This window comes from Bacillus sp. JK74, from assembly GCF_053663395.1.
In genome coordinates this window covers 929,741-944,640 of the sequence record NZ_JBSJQB010000001.1, presented here as the reverse complement: position 1 = coordinate 944,640, position 14,900 = coordinate 929,741, and the positions used below count along the sequence as shown (strand labels likewise).

Here is a 14,900-nt window from a genome sequence, read left to right as displayed (position 1 = left end):
TGCCGATTCGATCCTCCTGCATTCATGGATGGCAGGTTTGTTACAGAAAAAAAGACCTAAAATATGTATGGGGTGACGCCAAAGAATACACTTTGCCCTTAACACATTTTAGGTCTTGCCTGCTTTATCAGTAACAATCCTGCATGATTTACTTGTCGACATCATTCTATTAGACTCTGATTCTATTGACAACTGGTCTATTTTCCTCTTTTGGATGATAGTAAAATGAAAAAAGGCCTTTTAATATATGGGTAATTGAGACTAAGGGGTGCTCTGGGCCTAGGAAAAAACCTCTCTAAAAAAGAGAGGTTATTTTTTCTTGATAGATAATAAAGCGATGGTGGCTAAAATCAGCAAAGTACCCAGCCATTCTGATATTCCGAAGGGAACATGCAGCCAGATAACAGCTAAAAAAGCTGCCGACAGCGGCTCTGCACAGGCAAGCAGGCTGGTTTCAGAGGCACTCAGATATTTCAGGCTTTCCAAGTAGCAATAAAAAGCGATGAGCGTTCCGAAAATGATGATAAACACAATCGCGGCATATGCAGGAAAGGACCACTCGCCTTCAAATGTCCAGGGCGGGCGGATCAAGCTGAGGGCGGCTCCGCCGATCAGCATGCCCCATCCGACAACAATGGCGGATCCCCATTTCTTCAGCAGACGATGCGGCTGAAGGGTGTAAAACGCCAGTGCAAACGCCGAACTGATTCCCCAAAAGACGGCCAGACCGGATATGGACAGGCTTCCGGCATTCCCGTGCGTGACCAAAATGAATGTGCCGGCAACCGCCAATAAGACGGCGAGCAGTTCTTTTCCCGAAGGAATTCTCTTTGCGCGAATCGCTAAAAAGCATGTAATGATCGCCGGCCCTAAATACTGAAGAACGGTAGCAGTTGCCGCGTTGCCGTACTCAATTGCCGCGAAGTAGGTGTATTGAACGCCTAACATTCCGAAAATCCCGAATAAAAGAAGGGGAATTCTGTCCCGTCTGTCTTTCCAAACAGCCCATATCCGTCCTTTTTCTTTGCGGTACGCGATTCCGAGCAGAAGCGCCCCTGACACCAGAAGGCGCACCGAAGTCAGCCATTCTGTATTAAAATGGCGGTGCTGGAACAGATACTGGGCAACTGTTCCCGAGACCCCCCATAAGATAGCTCCTGTAAGCACAAGCCAAATGCCTGTTGTTCGTGAATAAGAAAGAGCAGCGTGTTTTTCCAGGATAGACACCCCCGATTCTGATGTTGTGACAGCAACTTACAATAATTAGGAAAACGAACGCCTTATATGTGATATATTATATATTGTATATTAACAGGAGTCAAAATAATTTTAAAGTAAGCGCTTACGAAACGGCTGTCTGATGAACGAGCTGTAAAAAAAACACCCCGGCTGGTTGCCGGGGTGTCAGGCTGTCGAGATTTTCTCGACAGCCTCAAGCAACCATTTCGGTTGCTTTTTTGTTTCAGCGTTTTATATTGAAGGATAGTTCGTGATCTTTCAATGCATCCCCACTATTACCCTCGATATGTCTAATCTTCAGTTTGAAGTTTTTATTCTTTTCAAATTCTGACTTCTTAAGCAAGAATACTAAATATTTATCGCCTCTTTGCCCGCTCTTAACATCCCCAGAATCGCTCTCTAACGAACCTTGGTTCAAATAATGCATAGCATCAGTATCTAAAAATGCACTAAATTGATTGATTGGTAATGAATCACTTGATCCGTTTTTGACTGTCATCTTGACTGTAACTGCAACAATGTCTTCATTGCCGAAACCTCTGAAAGAGTTTTTGAATGAATCAGTTGGATCTAATTTTGTAAATTGTACGCCTGTCAATGTAAGCTCAATATTATTCTGAGACTGTTTCTCGTTAATTTCATTTTTCTGTTCCAGTAACGTTTTTTCAGCAATGTTTTTGGTAACAATCTGATCATCAAAGAACTTGTTATCACTTTTTTGTTTTTTAGCGGAAGCACCTGATAAAGGTAAATCAACGATTTGTTTTTCTCCCAAGTGTTCTCTCATCATAGAATCTTTAGAAGCATTAGAGACTACCAGTTTTGATTTTTCTTTAACAAGAATTTCATATTTTTCTTTCGATAATTCATATTGAATGAATCCAGTTTTAGATTCCCCTTTATCGTAGTATGCTGGATTACTTGGCGTACCATCTTTTTTAGGCTTTACCCTGTCTGTTTCATCAACTAAACTGACGTCCGGTTGTTTCGTATTGTATTCATCTTTCCCCTGAACTGCCGGATTGTTGAAATAAGCCTTGCCGCCTGTCTGGTTTTCTACAGTGGCTTTAAGTGTTATTACATATCCTTCTTTATCTCCGTCAAAACTGTACGGCTCGTTTTCAGCATTCTTCACATGAACCACTTGATACTGAGATACCTTGAATTTAAATCCATCGAAGTTCAGATCGATTTTCGGATCTGCGTTATTGAAAATGACATCTGCTTGCCCTTTAGTTGAATCTGCAATATAAGAATTCAAAACACCATTTTTTGCAGTATCGCCGCTTGAACTCTCCGAAGATGTTTTATCTGTAAAAGAGGCATTATTTTCTTTACTCTTTGATTCAGATTGTGATGTTGTTTCGACTTTTTTCTCAGCTTTCTTTGTTGAACCGTCATCATGATTACCGCAAGCAGATAGTAATAATGCAGTTGAAAGAACAGAAATTACCCCCATTTTTTTCTTCAATTTTATAATCCTCCTATGACAATCAAAATAAAAAGCTACTGTTCGGATCAGTAGCTCAAACTATAATAATCAAGGTTAAAAAATCTTATCCGGTCATCAAAATGATCTTAATACATGGACATAAATTTATAATTTACAGTTTTCTTAGTGCCCGTGTTGGTAAGTTTGAATCTATAACTCGCAGAGTAGCTTTTTGATGCCTTGTTATAATACATACTCGTTTTCCCTTTTTTCTTAGCGTAAAATGTTTTTACATTTTTCCAACCTTTACTTGTCTTCTGTTGAAGAACAGCTTGGATTTTTCCACTTCCTGATCCATTAGCTGTTAAGAAACCAGACACTTTGCCTTTATAATATGGATGGAATACTGGAGTATATGTGTAATTTTTAAAAGAACCTGAATGCCAGTATTCAGTCCAAAGTCCACCTGTTTTTTTCCAGTCTTTAGCTTGTGCTTTGTTATTCGCAAGGTCAACGGCTGTAAAGCTTGTCAATGCAATAACCAAAGCGGCTAATATCATAATTAACTTCTTCTTCATTAAGTAATACCTCCTATGTCAATATGGTTCATTAATCATCACTTTAAATATAATAATAGTAATCAGAAGATTTTACATCCGACTAAAATACTAAAATTTGGAGATATTTACGTATTTTCGGACGGAAAATGACAAAAGACTCGTTTCTTTAAGTCTGTTTTTGCATTTCGCCATAGGTTAACAGTCGTTAAATTTGAACCTTCATCTCTGGTATGTGGTTATATTGGTCTAATCAAGGTGTTAAGGAAAAAATGCTGCGTTATTGCGGATCAATTATAGAATTCCCCTAGATAAAGCTGGAAAAAGGCTTTTTCTCTTGTATTTGCTGTCGAATTACCGTTCTGTTATTTAATCATGTTTGCTTTTTAAACCGCTCAGAAACGAATCTGAGCACGTTTAGAGGTAGTCCTTCCAAACCATTATCTTAGACTCTATCCTTAAAAAAAGGCTGTTGTCTATGAGATCCGGTCACTCCACAGCATTCAGAACAGCGGCACTTTTCTAAGTTCCCTTCTGCTCCATAGCGCTATTTATTGCTTTAAATGAAAACCCCCTAATGATATGGCTAGGGGGCAATTCTTAGAAAAACAAACGCCTCACTCTTGATATACTACATATCAAAATGTGATGGGTGAGCGCTTACAAAAAAAGACCGTAAAAAAACACCCCGGCTGGTTGCCGGGGTGTTTTGGTTATTCTGCAATCGCGTCTGTTAAAACAGGAACGACTTGTTTCTTTCTGGATACGACTCCTTTTAAAAGAGCCGTGTTGTTTTCTAACGTCACGTTGAATGCTTTTTCAACTTTTGACGCTTGATCACCGATGGCGAGCGCAAGGGAATCGTTTTCTAAAATATCCGTAATCACGAGAAGGAACAGGTCAAGGTTCTTCTCAGCAATGACTTTTGAAAGAGCCGCTTCTAATTCCGGCTGCCGCTTTTTGACATCTTCAATATCAACTGTGTTGACTTGGGCGATTTCGACTTTTTTGCTGCCGAGCGTGAACTCTTTCGCATCAAGAGAAATCAGTTCTTCCACAGTTTTTTTGCTTAAGTCGGCGCCTGCTTTCAGCATGTTTAAGCCGTACTCTTCCGCATCTACGCCGGCAATTTCAGCAAGCTCTTTTGCCGCTGCGATATCCTGCTCCGTGCAAGTCGGAGATTTAAATAACAGAGAGTCGGAAATAATTGCTGAGAGCATGAGGCCCGCAATTTCTTTCTCGATTTTCACGTTATTTTCTTTGTACATTTTGTTTAAGATCGTAGCCGTACAGCCGACCGGCTCAGCACGATAGTAAAGAGGTTCCGCTGTTTCGAAGTTGGCGATACGGTGGTGGTCGATCACTTCAAGAACCTGAACGTCTTCGATATCCTTGATGCTTTGCTGGCGTTCATTGTGGTCAACAAGGATGACGCCGTTTACTTCGTTTGCGGCAGTTTCCACCAAACGCGGGCTTTCCTGCTTGAAATAATCAAGCGCGTATTGTGTTTCGCCGTTGACTTGTCCAAGGCGGACGGGCTCAGCATTGAAGCCGAGTTTATTTTTTAGATCAGCGTAGGCAATGGCAGAGCAAATGGTATCTGTGTCTGGGTTTTGATGTCCGAAAATAAGAATTTTTTCCATAATAACTCCTTGTCCTTTTTTGTAGTGTAAACAATCTTTTTATAGTTTAACACGTCTTGCGGAGGGTGTAATCTTCAAAACCTTAAAAATTGATGTGAAAAAGAAGCATTTTTGTTGAGCGGTGAGGAGGATTGCGAGTAAAATACTGGGTAAGTCAGATGCTAATCAGCATATAGTATCAAAAAAGGTACTATGGAGGATGAAAAATGAACATATATCCGAATAAAGAAGGTTGTCCGGTTGAACTGACGCTTTCCGTTATCGGCGGAAAGTGGAAGGGTATTTTGTTTTATCATATGATCGGCGGAAAAAAGCGGTTTAATGAGTTTCGGCGCATTTGCCCCAGCATTACACAGCGTATGCTGACGCTTCAGCTTCGCGAGCTTGAGGCGGACGGCATCGTGCATCGCGAGGTATATCAGCAGGTGCCTCCAAAGGTGGAGTATTCTCTTACCGAATTCGGCAGGTCGCTGGAACCGATCGTTTTGCAAATGAAGAAATGGGGAGATGCCAACCGGGAGTTTCTCGAGACATACCGGGAAAAAACGTCGCCTCAAGATCAGTCCGCTCAAAAATAAGAAGCAGCAAAGGATTAAATTCCTTGCTGCTTTTTTTTATTTCATCGCGATGGCCTTTCTGGCGTTGCGCACGTCATTCTTCAGCAATTCGCTCAGATTGTAAGCCGGATATTGACCGCGTTCTTCCATATACTCAAAGACCATTTGATGCCACTTGATGGCCGCGTTTAAGTGCTTGACGAAAACGTGCCTTAATTGAGGTGTGGCCGTCTCTGTAATGGCTCCGGCGTAATTGCGGACAGACGTTTTGGCCATGATCAGCAGGCCGCCGCTGTAAAAGGAGGAATCAGCGCGCTCTTCTGTTTCATCCTCACGAAAAGCGGGAGCTTCAGGGAAGAAAGGAAGCAGTTCACGCAGATTTTGTTCCAGCGAATGGATGGAAAATCTGTAAAGCTGTTTTAATCTGGCATCGCTTACGTCTCGCTCTGTTCTTTTTAATTTCACAAGTCCGTTTGCCTGGAAAGCCACTAACTCATGCAGTTCTAACGTTTCATGCCATGCTAATGTTCTCCGCTCGGTCATGGTGTAAGAATCTCCTTTATCCTTCATTTTCACTTTCAGCATATGCCCCGGTCCCGATGTTGTTCCTGATGTTTTGAAGTTTCCAGAAAGGGAAACTCAATGTAAAGGAAATACGAAATAGAGGTGAAACTATATGTGGGACATGATAAAGAACTTCTTCCTTTTCAGCAGCGGGGTTTTACAGGCGACCACTCTCTTACTTATCGTTATCGTCTTGTTATATGTACGAAAAACCAAAAAGAAAAACAGAGATACTTCTGGTTTCATGGATGATCAGGATCACTGATACAACGGGCATTCTTTCACTGGGATGTCCGTTTGTCTGTTTTCATGTTTCACATGGAACATTGCGGGTGTCCGCGCTCATTTTACTTGCGATTTCGACTTATGTTAAAATATATACGTGTATTTTGGAGAGTTTATGGAAAATTCAGGTCTTGAAAGAGACATTGCGGCGTCAAAAGAGCAGTCGTCTAAGCTGCTCTTTTCTATTCGTATGTTCGAATAATACAAGGTTTGAGGTGAGTAAGTGAAAAATACAAGGGCTCTAATAGAAGGCGCCATTTTGATCAGTATTTTTGCAATCATTTCCCTTTTGGTCGTGTACCTCCCTTTACTGGGGGCAATTCTTCTCTTTGCTTTGCCGCTGCCGATCATTCTTTACACCATTCGGCACGGTCTGAAGCCCGGGGTATGGATGGGGCTTGCCAGCCTTCCTGTCAGCTTTATTGTAAGTTCGTTTACCGGGCTTACAGGCGCTTTTACGGCTGCCTGTACGGGAATCGCCATGGGATATTATTTTAAAAAGAAACAGCCCGGCTATGCGGTTACTGCCGGCGCTATGGCGTATGTGCTGTGCGGCGTCGTTTTTTTTGTGGTCAGCATCGTGTTTCTTAATATGAATGTGATCGATACCACCATGTCCCAGCTTCGGGAGTCGCTGTCTTTAGCAGAAACCATGTCAAAGCAGCTCGGTTACGGAGATCAGTTCGGGAAGCAGATCAAGCTGATGGAAAGTCAGCTGAGCACGGTTCAATATCTTTTTCCGACAGTGCTCGTATTGACCGGCATCGTTTTTTCTTTCCTCAGTTATGCTATGGCAAGGCCGCTTTTACGGCGATTTTCCCCTGATCTTCCGAAGATGAAGCCTTTTAGAGAGCTCAAACTCCCGCAAAGCGTTGTCATTCTGTATTTTATTGTGACGATATTAGGGTTTCTGCCTTTAGAAAAAGGGCATATGCTGTATTCGGTTTCATTGAATGGGGGATTTATTCTCAGCTTGCTGATTTGTATTCAAGGATTAGCGTTTATTTTTTTCTATTGCCGCGAAATGGAGATGCCGAAAGCCGTTCCTGTTTTAGCAATTGTGCTGGGTGTGCTTTTTCCGCTCATCTTGTCCGTGTATCTCCTCTTAGGCATCATTGACATAGGCTTTAACATAAGAAATAAGGTGACGCGAAATTGAGTGTGACTTACAGGTGGGGAGTTGATAGAAATGCCTAGTTTTTATGAAAAACCGTTGTTTCGGTATCCCATCTATGCATTGATTGCATTGTCAATCATCATAATCCTCATCAGCATTTACTTTAACTGGCTGATAGGAGCCATCGGCGTTGTGCTGCTCGCCGTGATCCTGTTTTTCATTAAGCGTGCGGATTCTCTGATCAGAAAAGAAATTGACGATTATATCTCCACGTTATCGTATAGATTGAAAAAAGTAGGCGAAGAGGCATTAATGGAAATGCCTATCGGGATTATGCTGTTTAATGATCAATATTACATTGAGTGGGCGAATCCGTTTTTGTCTTCCTGTTTTAATGAAAGCACACTCGTCGGGCGCTCGCTGTATGACACATGCGAGGCCGTCGTGCCGCTGATCAAGCAGGAGGTCGATTCGGAAACGATCACCTTGAATGAGCGGAAGTTTAAAGTAGTGATTAAAAGAGATGAGCGCCTGCTCTATTTCTTTGATGTGACAGAACAGATTCAGATTGAAAAGCAGTACGAAAATGAGAGAACCGTGCTGGCATATATCTTTTTAGATAACTATGATGACGTCACACAGGGGCTGGATGACCAAACGAGAAGCACGATGAACAGCCAGGTCACCTCATTATTAAATGCGTGGGCGCAGGAGTACGGCATTTTCCTGAAACGGACGTCCTCTGAGCGGTTTATCGCGGTGTTAAATGAACACATTTTAACGGAGCTTGAAAACGCGAAATTTTCGATTTTGGATGAAATTCGAGAAAAAACATCCGTTCATACTGTATCTTTGACCCTCAGCATCGGGATCGGCGCATCGGTTTCTTCCTTGAAGGAGCTAGGAGATCTGGCGCAGTCCAGCCTCGATTTGGCTCTCGGCCGCGGAGGCGACCAAGTGGCGATCAAAATGCCGAACGGCAAGGTGAAATTTTACGGCGGCAAAACAAATCCGATGGAGAAACGCACAAGGGTGCGCGCCCGGGTGATTTCTCACGCGCTCAAGGAGATTGTCTCAGAAAGCAGCAATGTCATTATCATGGGGCACAAATTTCCTGATATGGACGCAGTCGGAGCCGCAATCGGAATATTGAAGGTGGCGCAGGCCAACGGCAAAGAAGGCTACATCGTCATTGATCCGAACCAGATCGGATCAAGCGTTCAGCGCCTGATTGAAGAAATTAAAAAATATGAAGAGCTGTGGTCGCGGTTCATCACGCCGGAAGAGGCGATGGAAATTTCAAATGACGACACGCTGCTTGTCGTCGTTGATACACATAAACCGTCCCTTGTGATGGAAGAGCGTCTCATGAACAAAATCGAGCACATCGTTGTGATTGACCACCACCGCAGAGGCGAGGAATTTATTAAAGACCCGCTGCTCGTTTATATGGAGCCATACGCTTCATCCACCGCAGAACTCGTGACGGAGCTGCTTGAATACCAGCCGAAGCGGCTCAAAATCAATATGATTGAAGCGACGGCCCTGTTAGCTGGTATAATAGTGGATACGAAGAGTTTTTCCCTTCGCACGGGCTCGCGGACGTTCGACGCCGCTTCTTATTTGAGAGCGAAAGGCGCAGATACGGTTCTGGTGCAGAAAGTTCTCAAAGAATCCGTCGGTTCTTACATCAAGCGGGCGAAACTGATCCAGCATACGGCTCTTTATAAAGAACATATCGCGATTGCTTCTCTTCCTGAGAATGAAGAGGAGTACTTTGACCAGGTGCTGATTGCGCAGGCGGCTGATTCCCTTCTATCGATGAGTGAAGTGGAAGCTTCATTTGCGGTAGCCAGACGGGATGAGCATACGGTGTGCATCAGTGCGAGATCGCTGGGCGAGGTCAATGTGCAGATTATTATGGAGGCGCTGGATGGCGGAGGGCATTTAACCAATGCGGCAACCCAGCTATCGGGCATTTCTGTCTCAGAAGCGCTCGTCCGGCTGAAGGAAGCCATTGATGAATATTTTGAGGGAGGCGTTCAGAGATGAAGGTTATTTTCTTACAAGATGTAAAAGGTAAAGGAAAAAAAGGCGAAATGAAAAACGTAGCAGACGGTTATGCACATAACTTTCTCATTAAAAAAGGCCTCGCTGTCGAAGCAAATGCGACAAACATCAGCGCATTGAAAGGACAGAAAGAAAAAGAGAAAAAAGAAGCGATTGCCGAGCTTGAAAGAGCGAAAGATTTGAAAGAAACGCTTGAACAGCTGACTGTTGAGCTGAGTGCCAAATCCGGTGAAGGCGGCCGTCTGTTCGGATCTGTCACAAGCAAGCAGATTGCAGAAGCGCTGCAAAAAACGCATAAGATTAAAGTGGATAAACGGAAACTGGAGCTCCAAGACGGTATCCGCACACTGGGATATACAAACGTTCCTGTAAAGCTGCACCCTGAAGTTCAGGCTGTGCTGAAGGTTCACGTAAAAGAAGAAGCGTAATACACAATGAAAAACCCGCCGATCCGGCGGGTTTTTTTTTATGTCAGCAGACGGCGCAGCGCAAGAAAATGATGAGATTGTTTCATTTCCGATCGCTACCAGATTGCATATTATATTACATCATAACGAAGGATGTGTCGGTATGAAACGATTTTTTTCTGAAACATATTTTAATAATCCGGAGAATAAAAAGGCGCTGGAGCACTATCCGCTGATCGGAGACGGAAAAGACGGGGAAGTCTACCGCTTAACACACAACAAATGCATAAAATACTTCTTTGAAAAAGGGACATGCAAGAAGGAATTGGCGGCTTTAAAGACCGGACAAGGTTCCCCGGTGATTCCAAGACTGTATGAATACGGAGATCGTTATATTGTGATGGAATATGTCCAAGGCACCTCTCTTGCCCGCCATATCAGAAAAGAAAAATCCCTGTCCGTCAAACTGACTGCTGATATTTTAAATATGCTGGATGAATTAAAAAGAATCGGTTTTACCAGATGGGATGCCGAAATCAGGCACATTCTGATTAACGAACACGGAAATCTTAAAGTCATCGACCATAAAAGAGCTTTTTCCGCCATTACCCGGTTTCCCGTAAAACTATTAAAAGGACTGGACAAATATGGCTTGGCGGATGAGTTTTTGAACACTATAAAAAAATTAAATCCGACACGTTACCTGGAATGGCAGCCGCACATGTAAGTTTCTGAAAATCCGCATATGTAAGTTTCCTTTTTTTAGGGTCGTCATATGATATTTGTAACATTTGTTTGGTGGAGTGTGGAAAAAATGGCAGAATACATTATGGTTATCGGCGCTCATCCCGATGATGAACTATTGGGGTCAGCGGGCACCATAAAACGGCTGATCAATGAAGGATATAAAGTGATTTCCATTATTACGGCATTAGGAAGAAAAGAAGAAGCTCATCATATTAAACAATTAGGCGAACGCGCGAATCAAGAGCTTGGAATTGAGAAAGTCATCTTTTTGGAGCATACGAATTTAGAGCTGGAATGTATCCCGCTTCATAAGCTTGTCAAAGAATTAGAGCAGCTCATTCGCGTCTATCAGCCTGATAAAATCTTTACACATCATTACGGCGATATCAATATGGACCACCAGAGAACATTCCAAGCAGTTTTAACAGCCGCCAGACCGCTTCCGAATCAAAAGCCTATCGAACTGCTTACGTTCGAAACGCTATCTTCAAGCGAGTGGGAGAGGAATACGGCTGATAAACTCTTCAAACCTAATTACTTCGTTAACATCACAGACACAATGGATGCCAAACTCGCGGCGCTTCACCACTATGACGTAGAAATGAGGGATTACCCTCATCCCCGTTCATATGAAGGCGTTAAACATTTAGGAAGAGTCAGAGGGATGACGGCGGGTGTGGAATACGCCGAAGCTTTTGAAGTCGTGCGGAGGATCTGGAAATGATCAAGACATTTTCCGTCCCGTATCCGTATATGGTTCAGACGCTTGACCGCTACTACGGGGTCAAAACGCGCCCTCAAAAAAAGGCGGCAGTAAAGACACAGTTGAAACATGAACATCATATTCCGCGGTTATACAGGAAAAAAAAGAAGTTATCCATTTTGATTGCCACGTTTTGGGACTACCCGCACACGGGCGGTTTATCAAACTATATTAAAACGCTTAGTGAAGGCCTGAAAAAGAGGGGTCATAAGGTCGATGTCATCTCCCCTAATCTGTTTCCGTCCGCACAGGTAAAAGAACTGCGGGCGGCTGTTGTTCCGAAGTTAAAAGATTTCTTTAAGGACAGATATGGGGATTATAACAATCATATTTTGAAAAATAATAGGCTGATGTTTATATACGAGCAAATGCTTCAAAAGATTCATTTGGAAAGATATGATGTGTTTCATGCTCAAGATTTATTTACAGCCAATATATTAGGCAGATTCAATCAAATCTATAAGAAACCTTTATTTTTCACACCGCATGGCATGTTTACTTTCAACAGACTTAAATTTCACATCTTTAAAAAAGGATCGATAGAAGAGTTTTATTATAAAAAACTAGAGATGAAAGCCATTGAATACGCAGATCGCCTGATTATTATCAGCGATACGTTCCGCAGCCCGCTCATGAAGCTCGGAGCCGAACAGGAAGACATGACAACGGTGATCACAGGAATCGATTACGATGCAAAAACAGGCGGGAAAAGAAAAATCCCGCTGCCGAAAAATAAGATCATCATCTCGTGTATTGCAAGATTAGGCCCGAGAAAAGGACATAATCATTTGCTTGACGCACTTTCACGAATTCCGTCTGATGTGCTTGAACATGTTCAAGTGCTGATCGCGGGCGACGGAGAGATGAGGAGCGCCTTAGAGGAACAGGCTCGAAAACTGAATCTATCTATGGTCTCCTTTTTAGGAAAAAGAGATGATGTTCCCGCTATTTTGAATATGACGGACATATTTGTACTGCCGACCATTAATGATAGTCTGCCCATCTCGATTATTGAAGCGATGTTCAGCGGCTCGGCTATCATCGCGACCGATTGCGGGGGTATTCCGGATCTGATCCGCCATAACAAAACGGGACTTATTGTCGAGCCGGGAAATGCAAAGGTTCTTGCCCGGGCTTTAGCGTTTTTTATCTCTAACAAATCTGCGCGGGAGAAGGCTGCTTCAAACGCAAAGGCCTACGCGGAGAAATATTTAAGCAGTGAGACGATGATAAAAAATATCGAATCGATTTATCAAAATACCAACAGCTCGGAGGGAGATCATGAAACATGAACATGCAGCCGTTGTACTTGATTTCAGTGCAAACGGGATTGGGATCATTCGCAGCCTGGCCCGAAGAGGAATCGATGTTTACGCGTTTGACACGGAGGGACCTTATCGTATCGGAAAGTCAAGATTGGCAGATTGCGGGATATGTCCCAGCCCTTTAACACAAGAGGAAGAACTGCTGACATTCCTGACTGATTTCGGGAAGCGATTCCCAGCAAAGCCGGTTCTGTACGCAGGATCTGATGATTATGCGGGATTTATATCTAAATTCCGCGAGACATTAGCCGGTTTTTTTTTATTTTTGCTCCCGAGCCGCTCTCTGTTAGAAACGGTCTTAGATAAAAGCAAAGCATATGAATTAGCGGTGAAGCATAACATCCCCTGCCCGAAAACCTTTTTTCCGAACAACCGGGATGAGCTGGAAGAGGCCATCGCCAATATTGACTTCCCGTGTATTTTAAAACCGGTGGCCGGCCATGAATACAGAAAAAAAGTAAACAAAAAGGCAATTGTAATGAAGGATGCCGCACAATTGCGCAAGGAGTTCAGCTCCTACAGAGAAAATGGAGAACTGCTCGTGCAGGAGATCATCCCCGGAGACAACCAGTGTTTTTATAAAGTCGCCACTTTTTATGATGACCAAATGAAATTAATGGGCTTATTCTCTCTGCAAAAGAACCATCAATTCCCTGCTGACTTTGGCGCGGGGGCCCATGTCGTCAGCAAACGGCTTCCTGATTTAATCGAGAAGACCCTGCCGTTTTTTGAAGCGATTCAGCTGAAGGGAGTAGGCATGGCGGAATTTAAAAAGGATCCCCGGGACAATGTTTACAAGTTTATCGAAATTAATCCGCGCTTTTGGCTCAGCCATAGCCTGACAGAACCGGCAGGCATTCATTTCGTTTACATGTACTATCTGTATTTGACCGGACAACAGGTGAAGCCCCAGCTCGAACAAAAAGACGGAATCAATTGGATTTATGAGGTGCGTTACTTCTTAACGTTTTTGAAGAAACGAAAAAGAGGAGAAATGACGTTCCGGGATTTTTGGAAAGGATTTAAAGGAAAAAAAGAGTACGCTCTTTTTGCTTGGAATGACCCGATGCCATTTATCAGAAACACTTGGTCTCATCTCAAAAACAGCTGGAAACGGAAGCGGAAGGAAGATCGGCATGTATGAAAAGGATCTTTTGTATGACGCATTTCAAAAACTGAGAATTGACGAAAAACTGTCGTATTCGTTCGGTGAAAGGGCTGCGGTGAATCCGGTTGACATCACATGCCTGAAATCAACAGACAGAAGCGCCATTTATAAACTGTTTGTAAAGAAAAAATCCGGCACTGTTCCGCTGATATTGAAGGTGTATAAATCTTCCCGTGAAAAAAACAAGGTCGAGATTAATATATACGGGAAAGCCCGTTCTGTTTTAGGGGATTTGCTGCCGGACATCTATCTTATAGAAGAAAGTGACCATGAAACGTGGATATTTATGGAGTTTGTCAGCCAGATCAGAGGACAGCTTACATTTCATCCGAAGCATTTCAAGTATATTATTCCGTCTGTCGCAGAACTGCACAGCCGCACCTTTGAAAACAAGACTATTTCTGACGGTAAATGGCGGTCGTGGCTGCCGGTATACGAATCGGAAACCATGAGAAAAGGGCGTAAAAAGCAGATCAAAAAGACAGCGGAATTATTGGATAGAGCTCTTAAAGATGAGCGCACAAAGGATATCGTGAAGCCTCATTATCGGCAAATCACAAACTTGCTGGAGCAGGCGGAGCCGGATTTTTTCCCAGAATTGATCCAAAACGGCTCAGCCATCACACACGGTGATCTTCATATGCAGAATATCTGCACCCACGATGCGTCCGGACATGAACCGTGGGATATTCAATTCATCGATTGGGAATCCGCAAAGTACGCGCCGGTTTGGTTTGATATGACGGTGCTGGTTGAAATTCTGCTCGGCTTCAGAAAAGATTGGAGCCGGCACGCAGAAGATATTCGGACGTATTGCGTAAAAGTGTATACGAAAGAAATGAAAAAGCGGGGCATTCATTTTCAGACCCCTCCTATGACGCTTTATAAAATGGCTTATTTGCAGAGAACACTTGAGAAAGGGCTTCATACCCAATTGCGGAGAATCTTCGACAATCGGGGAGGAGAACTGCTGCCGTATCATGTTGACAAAGTGTCAAAATGGGGACGGGAATTAGGATTATAAGT

The 14,900-nt window shown here is 43.2% G+C and carries 15 protein-coding genes; 10 read left to right on the top strand and 5 right to left on the bottom strand.

The annotated features are described in order from the left end of the window. Positions 1–309: 309 nt before the first annotated feature. From ACWJJ5_RS04740 to ACWJJ5_RS04725, 4 genes are all read right to left on the bottom strand, one after another. Positions 310–1,227 carry an EamA family transporter gene (locus ACWJJ5_RS04740; protein ID WP_281063059.1) on the bottom strand — a complete coding sequence of 306 codons (918 nt, stop codon included), beginning with the start codon at positions 1,225–1,227 and terminating at the stop codon, positions 310–312. Between the two features lie 235 nt (positions 1,228–1,462). Next, positions 1,463–2,710, bottom strand: coding sequence for a DUF5068 domain-containing protein (locus tag ACWJJ5_RS04735; protein WP_128574537.1), 1,248 nt, complete (start codon positions 2,708–2,710; stop codon positions 1,463–1,465). A gap of 107 nt (positions 2,711–2,817) precedes the next feature. Beyond that, positions 2,818–3,249: a hypothetical protein gene (locus ACWJJ5_RS04730; protein WP_025854049.1), complete on the bottom strand. Its 432-nt coding sequence runs from the start codon at positions 3,247–3,249 to the stop codon at positions 2,818–2,820. A 692-nt stretch (positions 3,250–3,941) separates the two neighbouring features. Next, entirely contained in the window at positions 3,942–4,871 is a 930-nt protein-coding gene (locus ACWJJ5_RS04725; protein WP_004393053.1) for a manganese-dependent inorganic pyrophosphatase, read from the bottom strand. 206 nt (positions 4,872–5,077) lie between these two features. On the opposite strand from ACWJJ5_RS04725, the gene ACWJJ5_RS04720 reads away from it, so the two are divergent. Continuing rightward, on the top strand, positions 5,078–5,449 hold the full coding sequence (locus ACWJJ5_RS04720; RefSeq protein ID WP_004393054.1) for a winged helix-turn-helix transcriptional regulator: 372 nt from the start codon (positions 5,078–5,080) through the stop codon (positions 5,447–5,449). Between the two features lie 36 nt (positions 5,450–5,485). Here ACWJJ5_RS04720 and ACWJJ5_RS04715 read toward each other — a convergent pair whose 3' ends face one another. Further along, a complete protein-coding gene (locus ACWJJ5_RS04715; RefSeq protein WP_017418488.1) occupies positions 5,486–5,971 on the bottom strand; it encodes a spore coat protein in 486 nt (161 codons plus the stop codon). Between the two features lie 133 nt (positions 5,972–6,104). Here ACWJJ5_RS04715 and ACWJJ5_RS04710 point away from each other — a divergent pair, with 133 nt between their 5' ends. The 9 genes from ACWJJ5_RS04710 (at position 6,105) to ACWJJ5_RS04670 (ending at position 14,898) form a co-directional block, all read left to right on the top strand. Beyond that, positions 6,105–6,257, top strand: coding sequence for a hypothetical protein (locus tag ACWJJ5_RS04710; protein WP_004393059.1), 153 nt, complete (start codon positions 6,105–6,107; stop codon positions 6,255–6,257). A gap of 243 nt (positions 6,258–6,500) precedes the next feature. Further along, complete coding sequence (locus ACWJJ5_RS04705; RefSeq protein ID WP_146275958.1) at positions 6,501–7,436, top strand: YybS family protein; 936 nt, start codon at positions 6,501–6,503, stop codon at positions 7,434–7,436. A gap of 30 nt (positions 7,437–7,466) precedes the next feature. Further along, a complete protein-coding gene (locus ACWJJ5_RS04700) occupies positions 7,467–9,446 on the top strand; it encodes a DHH family phosphoesterase (RefSeq protein WP_014306180.1) in 1,980 nt (659 codons plus the stop codon). Next, entirely contained in the window at positions 9,443–9,892 is a 450-nt protein-coding gene (gene rplI / locus ACWJJ5_RS04695) for a 50S ribosomal protein L9 (RefSeq protein ID WP_004393063.1), read from the top strand. The genes ACWJJ5_RS04700 and rplI overlap by 4 nt, the downstream gene beginning before the upstream one ends. Before the next feature lie 142 nt (positions 9,893–10,034). Continuing rightward, the gene (locus ACWJJ5_RS04690; protein ID WP_070082746.1) at positions 10,035–10,598 is read left to right on the top strand and encodes a protein kinase family protein; all 564 of its coding nucleotides are present in this window, start codon (positions 10,035–10,037) and stop codon (positions 10,596–10,598) included. Positions 10,599–10,685: 87 nt separating this feature from the next. Further along, a complete protein-coding gene (locus ACWJJ5_RS04685; protein WP_174737718.1) occupies positions 10,686–11,342 on the top strand; it encodes a PIG-L deacetylase family protein in 657 nt (218 codons plus the stop codon). Further along, on the top strand, positions 11,339–12,673 hold the full coding sequence (locus ACWJJ5_RS04680; protein WP_102422131.1) for a glycosyltransferase family 4 protein: 1,335 nt from the start codon (positions 11,339–11,341) through the stop codon (positions 12,671–12,673). Before ACWJJ5_RS04685 ends, ACWJJ5_RS04680 begins: the two co-directional genes overlap by 4 nt. Next, positions 12,663–13,850 carry a carboxylate--amine ligase gene (locus tag ACWJJ5_RS04675; protein WP_454022240.1) on the top strand — a complete coding sequence of 396 codons (1,188 nt, stop codon included), beginning with the start codon at positions 12,663–12,665 and terminating at the stop codon, positions 13,848–13,850. Before ACWJJ5_RS04680 ends, ACWJJ5_RS04675 begins: the two co-directional genes overlap by 11 nt. Beyond that, positions 13,843–14,898 carry a phosphotransferase gene (locus tag ACWJJ5_RS04670; protein WP_454022239.1) on the top strand — a complete coding sequence of 352 codons (1,056 nt, stop codon included), beginning with the start codon at positions 13,843–13,845 and terminating at the stop codon, positions 14,896–14,898. The genes ACWJJ5_RS04675 and ACWJJ5_RS04670 overlap by 8 nt, the downstream gene beginning before the upstream one ends. Positions 14,899–14,900 lie beyond the last annotated feature (2 nt).

What these genes read in the sequence shown, in the direction of transcription:
- rplI (WP_004393063.1), top strand. Translation starts at nt 9,443, where the DNA reads ATGAAGGTTATTTTCTTACAAGATGTAAAAGGTAAAGGAAAAAAAGGC.
- ACWJJ5_RS04730 (WP_025854049.1), bottom strand. Translation starts at nt 3,249, where the DNA reads ATGAAGAAGAAGTTAATTATGATATTAGCCGCTTTGGTTATTGCATTG.
- ACWJJ5_RS04670 (WP_454022239.1), top strand. Translation starts at nt 13,843, where the DNA reads ATGTATGAAAAGGATCTTTTGTATGACGCATTTCAAAAACTGAGAATT.
- ACWJJ5_RS04680 (WP_102422131.1), top strand. Translation starts at nt 11,339, where the DNA reads ATGATCAAGACATTTTCCGTCCCGTATCCGTATATGGTTCAGACGCTT.
- ACWJJ5_RS04690 (WP_070082746.1), top strand. Translation starts at nt 10,035, where the DNA reads ATGAAACGATTTTTTTCTGAAACATATTTTAATAATCCGGAGAATAAA.
- ACWJJ5_RS04685 (WP_174737718.1), top strand. Translation starts at nt 10,686, where the DNA reads ATGGCAGAATACATTATGGTTATCGGCGCTCATCCCGATGATGAACTA.
- ACWJJ5_RS04700 (WP_014306180.1), top strand. Translation starts at nt 7,467, where the DNA reads ATGCCTAGTTTTTATGAAAAACCGTTGTTTCGGTATCCCATCTATGCA.
- ACWJJ5_RS04675 (WP_454022240.1), top strand. Translation starts at nt 12,663, where the DNA reads ATGAAACATGAACATGCAGCCGTTGTACTTGATTTCAGTGCAAACGGG.
- ACWJJ5_RS04710 (WP_004393059.1), top strand. Translation starts at nt 6,105, where the DNA reads ATGTGGGACATGATAAAGAACTTCTTCCTTTTCAGCAGCGGGGTTTTA.
- ACWJJ5_RS04725 (WP_004393053.1), bottom strand. Translation starts at nt 4,871, where the DNA reads ATGGAAAAAATTCTTATTTTCGGACATCAAAACCCAGACACAGATACC.
- ACWJJ5_RS04715 (WP_017418488.1), bottom strand. Translation starts at nt 5,971, where the DNA reads ATGACCGAGCGGAGAACATTAGCATGGCATGAAACGTTAGAACTGCAT.
- ACWJJ5_RS04720 (WP_004393054.1), top strand. Translation starts at nt 5,078, where the DNA reads ATGAACATATATCCGAATAAAGAAGGTTGTCCGGTTGAACTGACGCTT.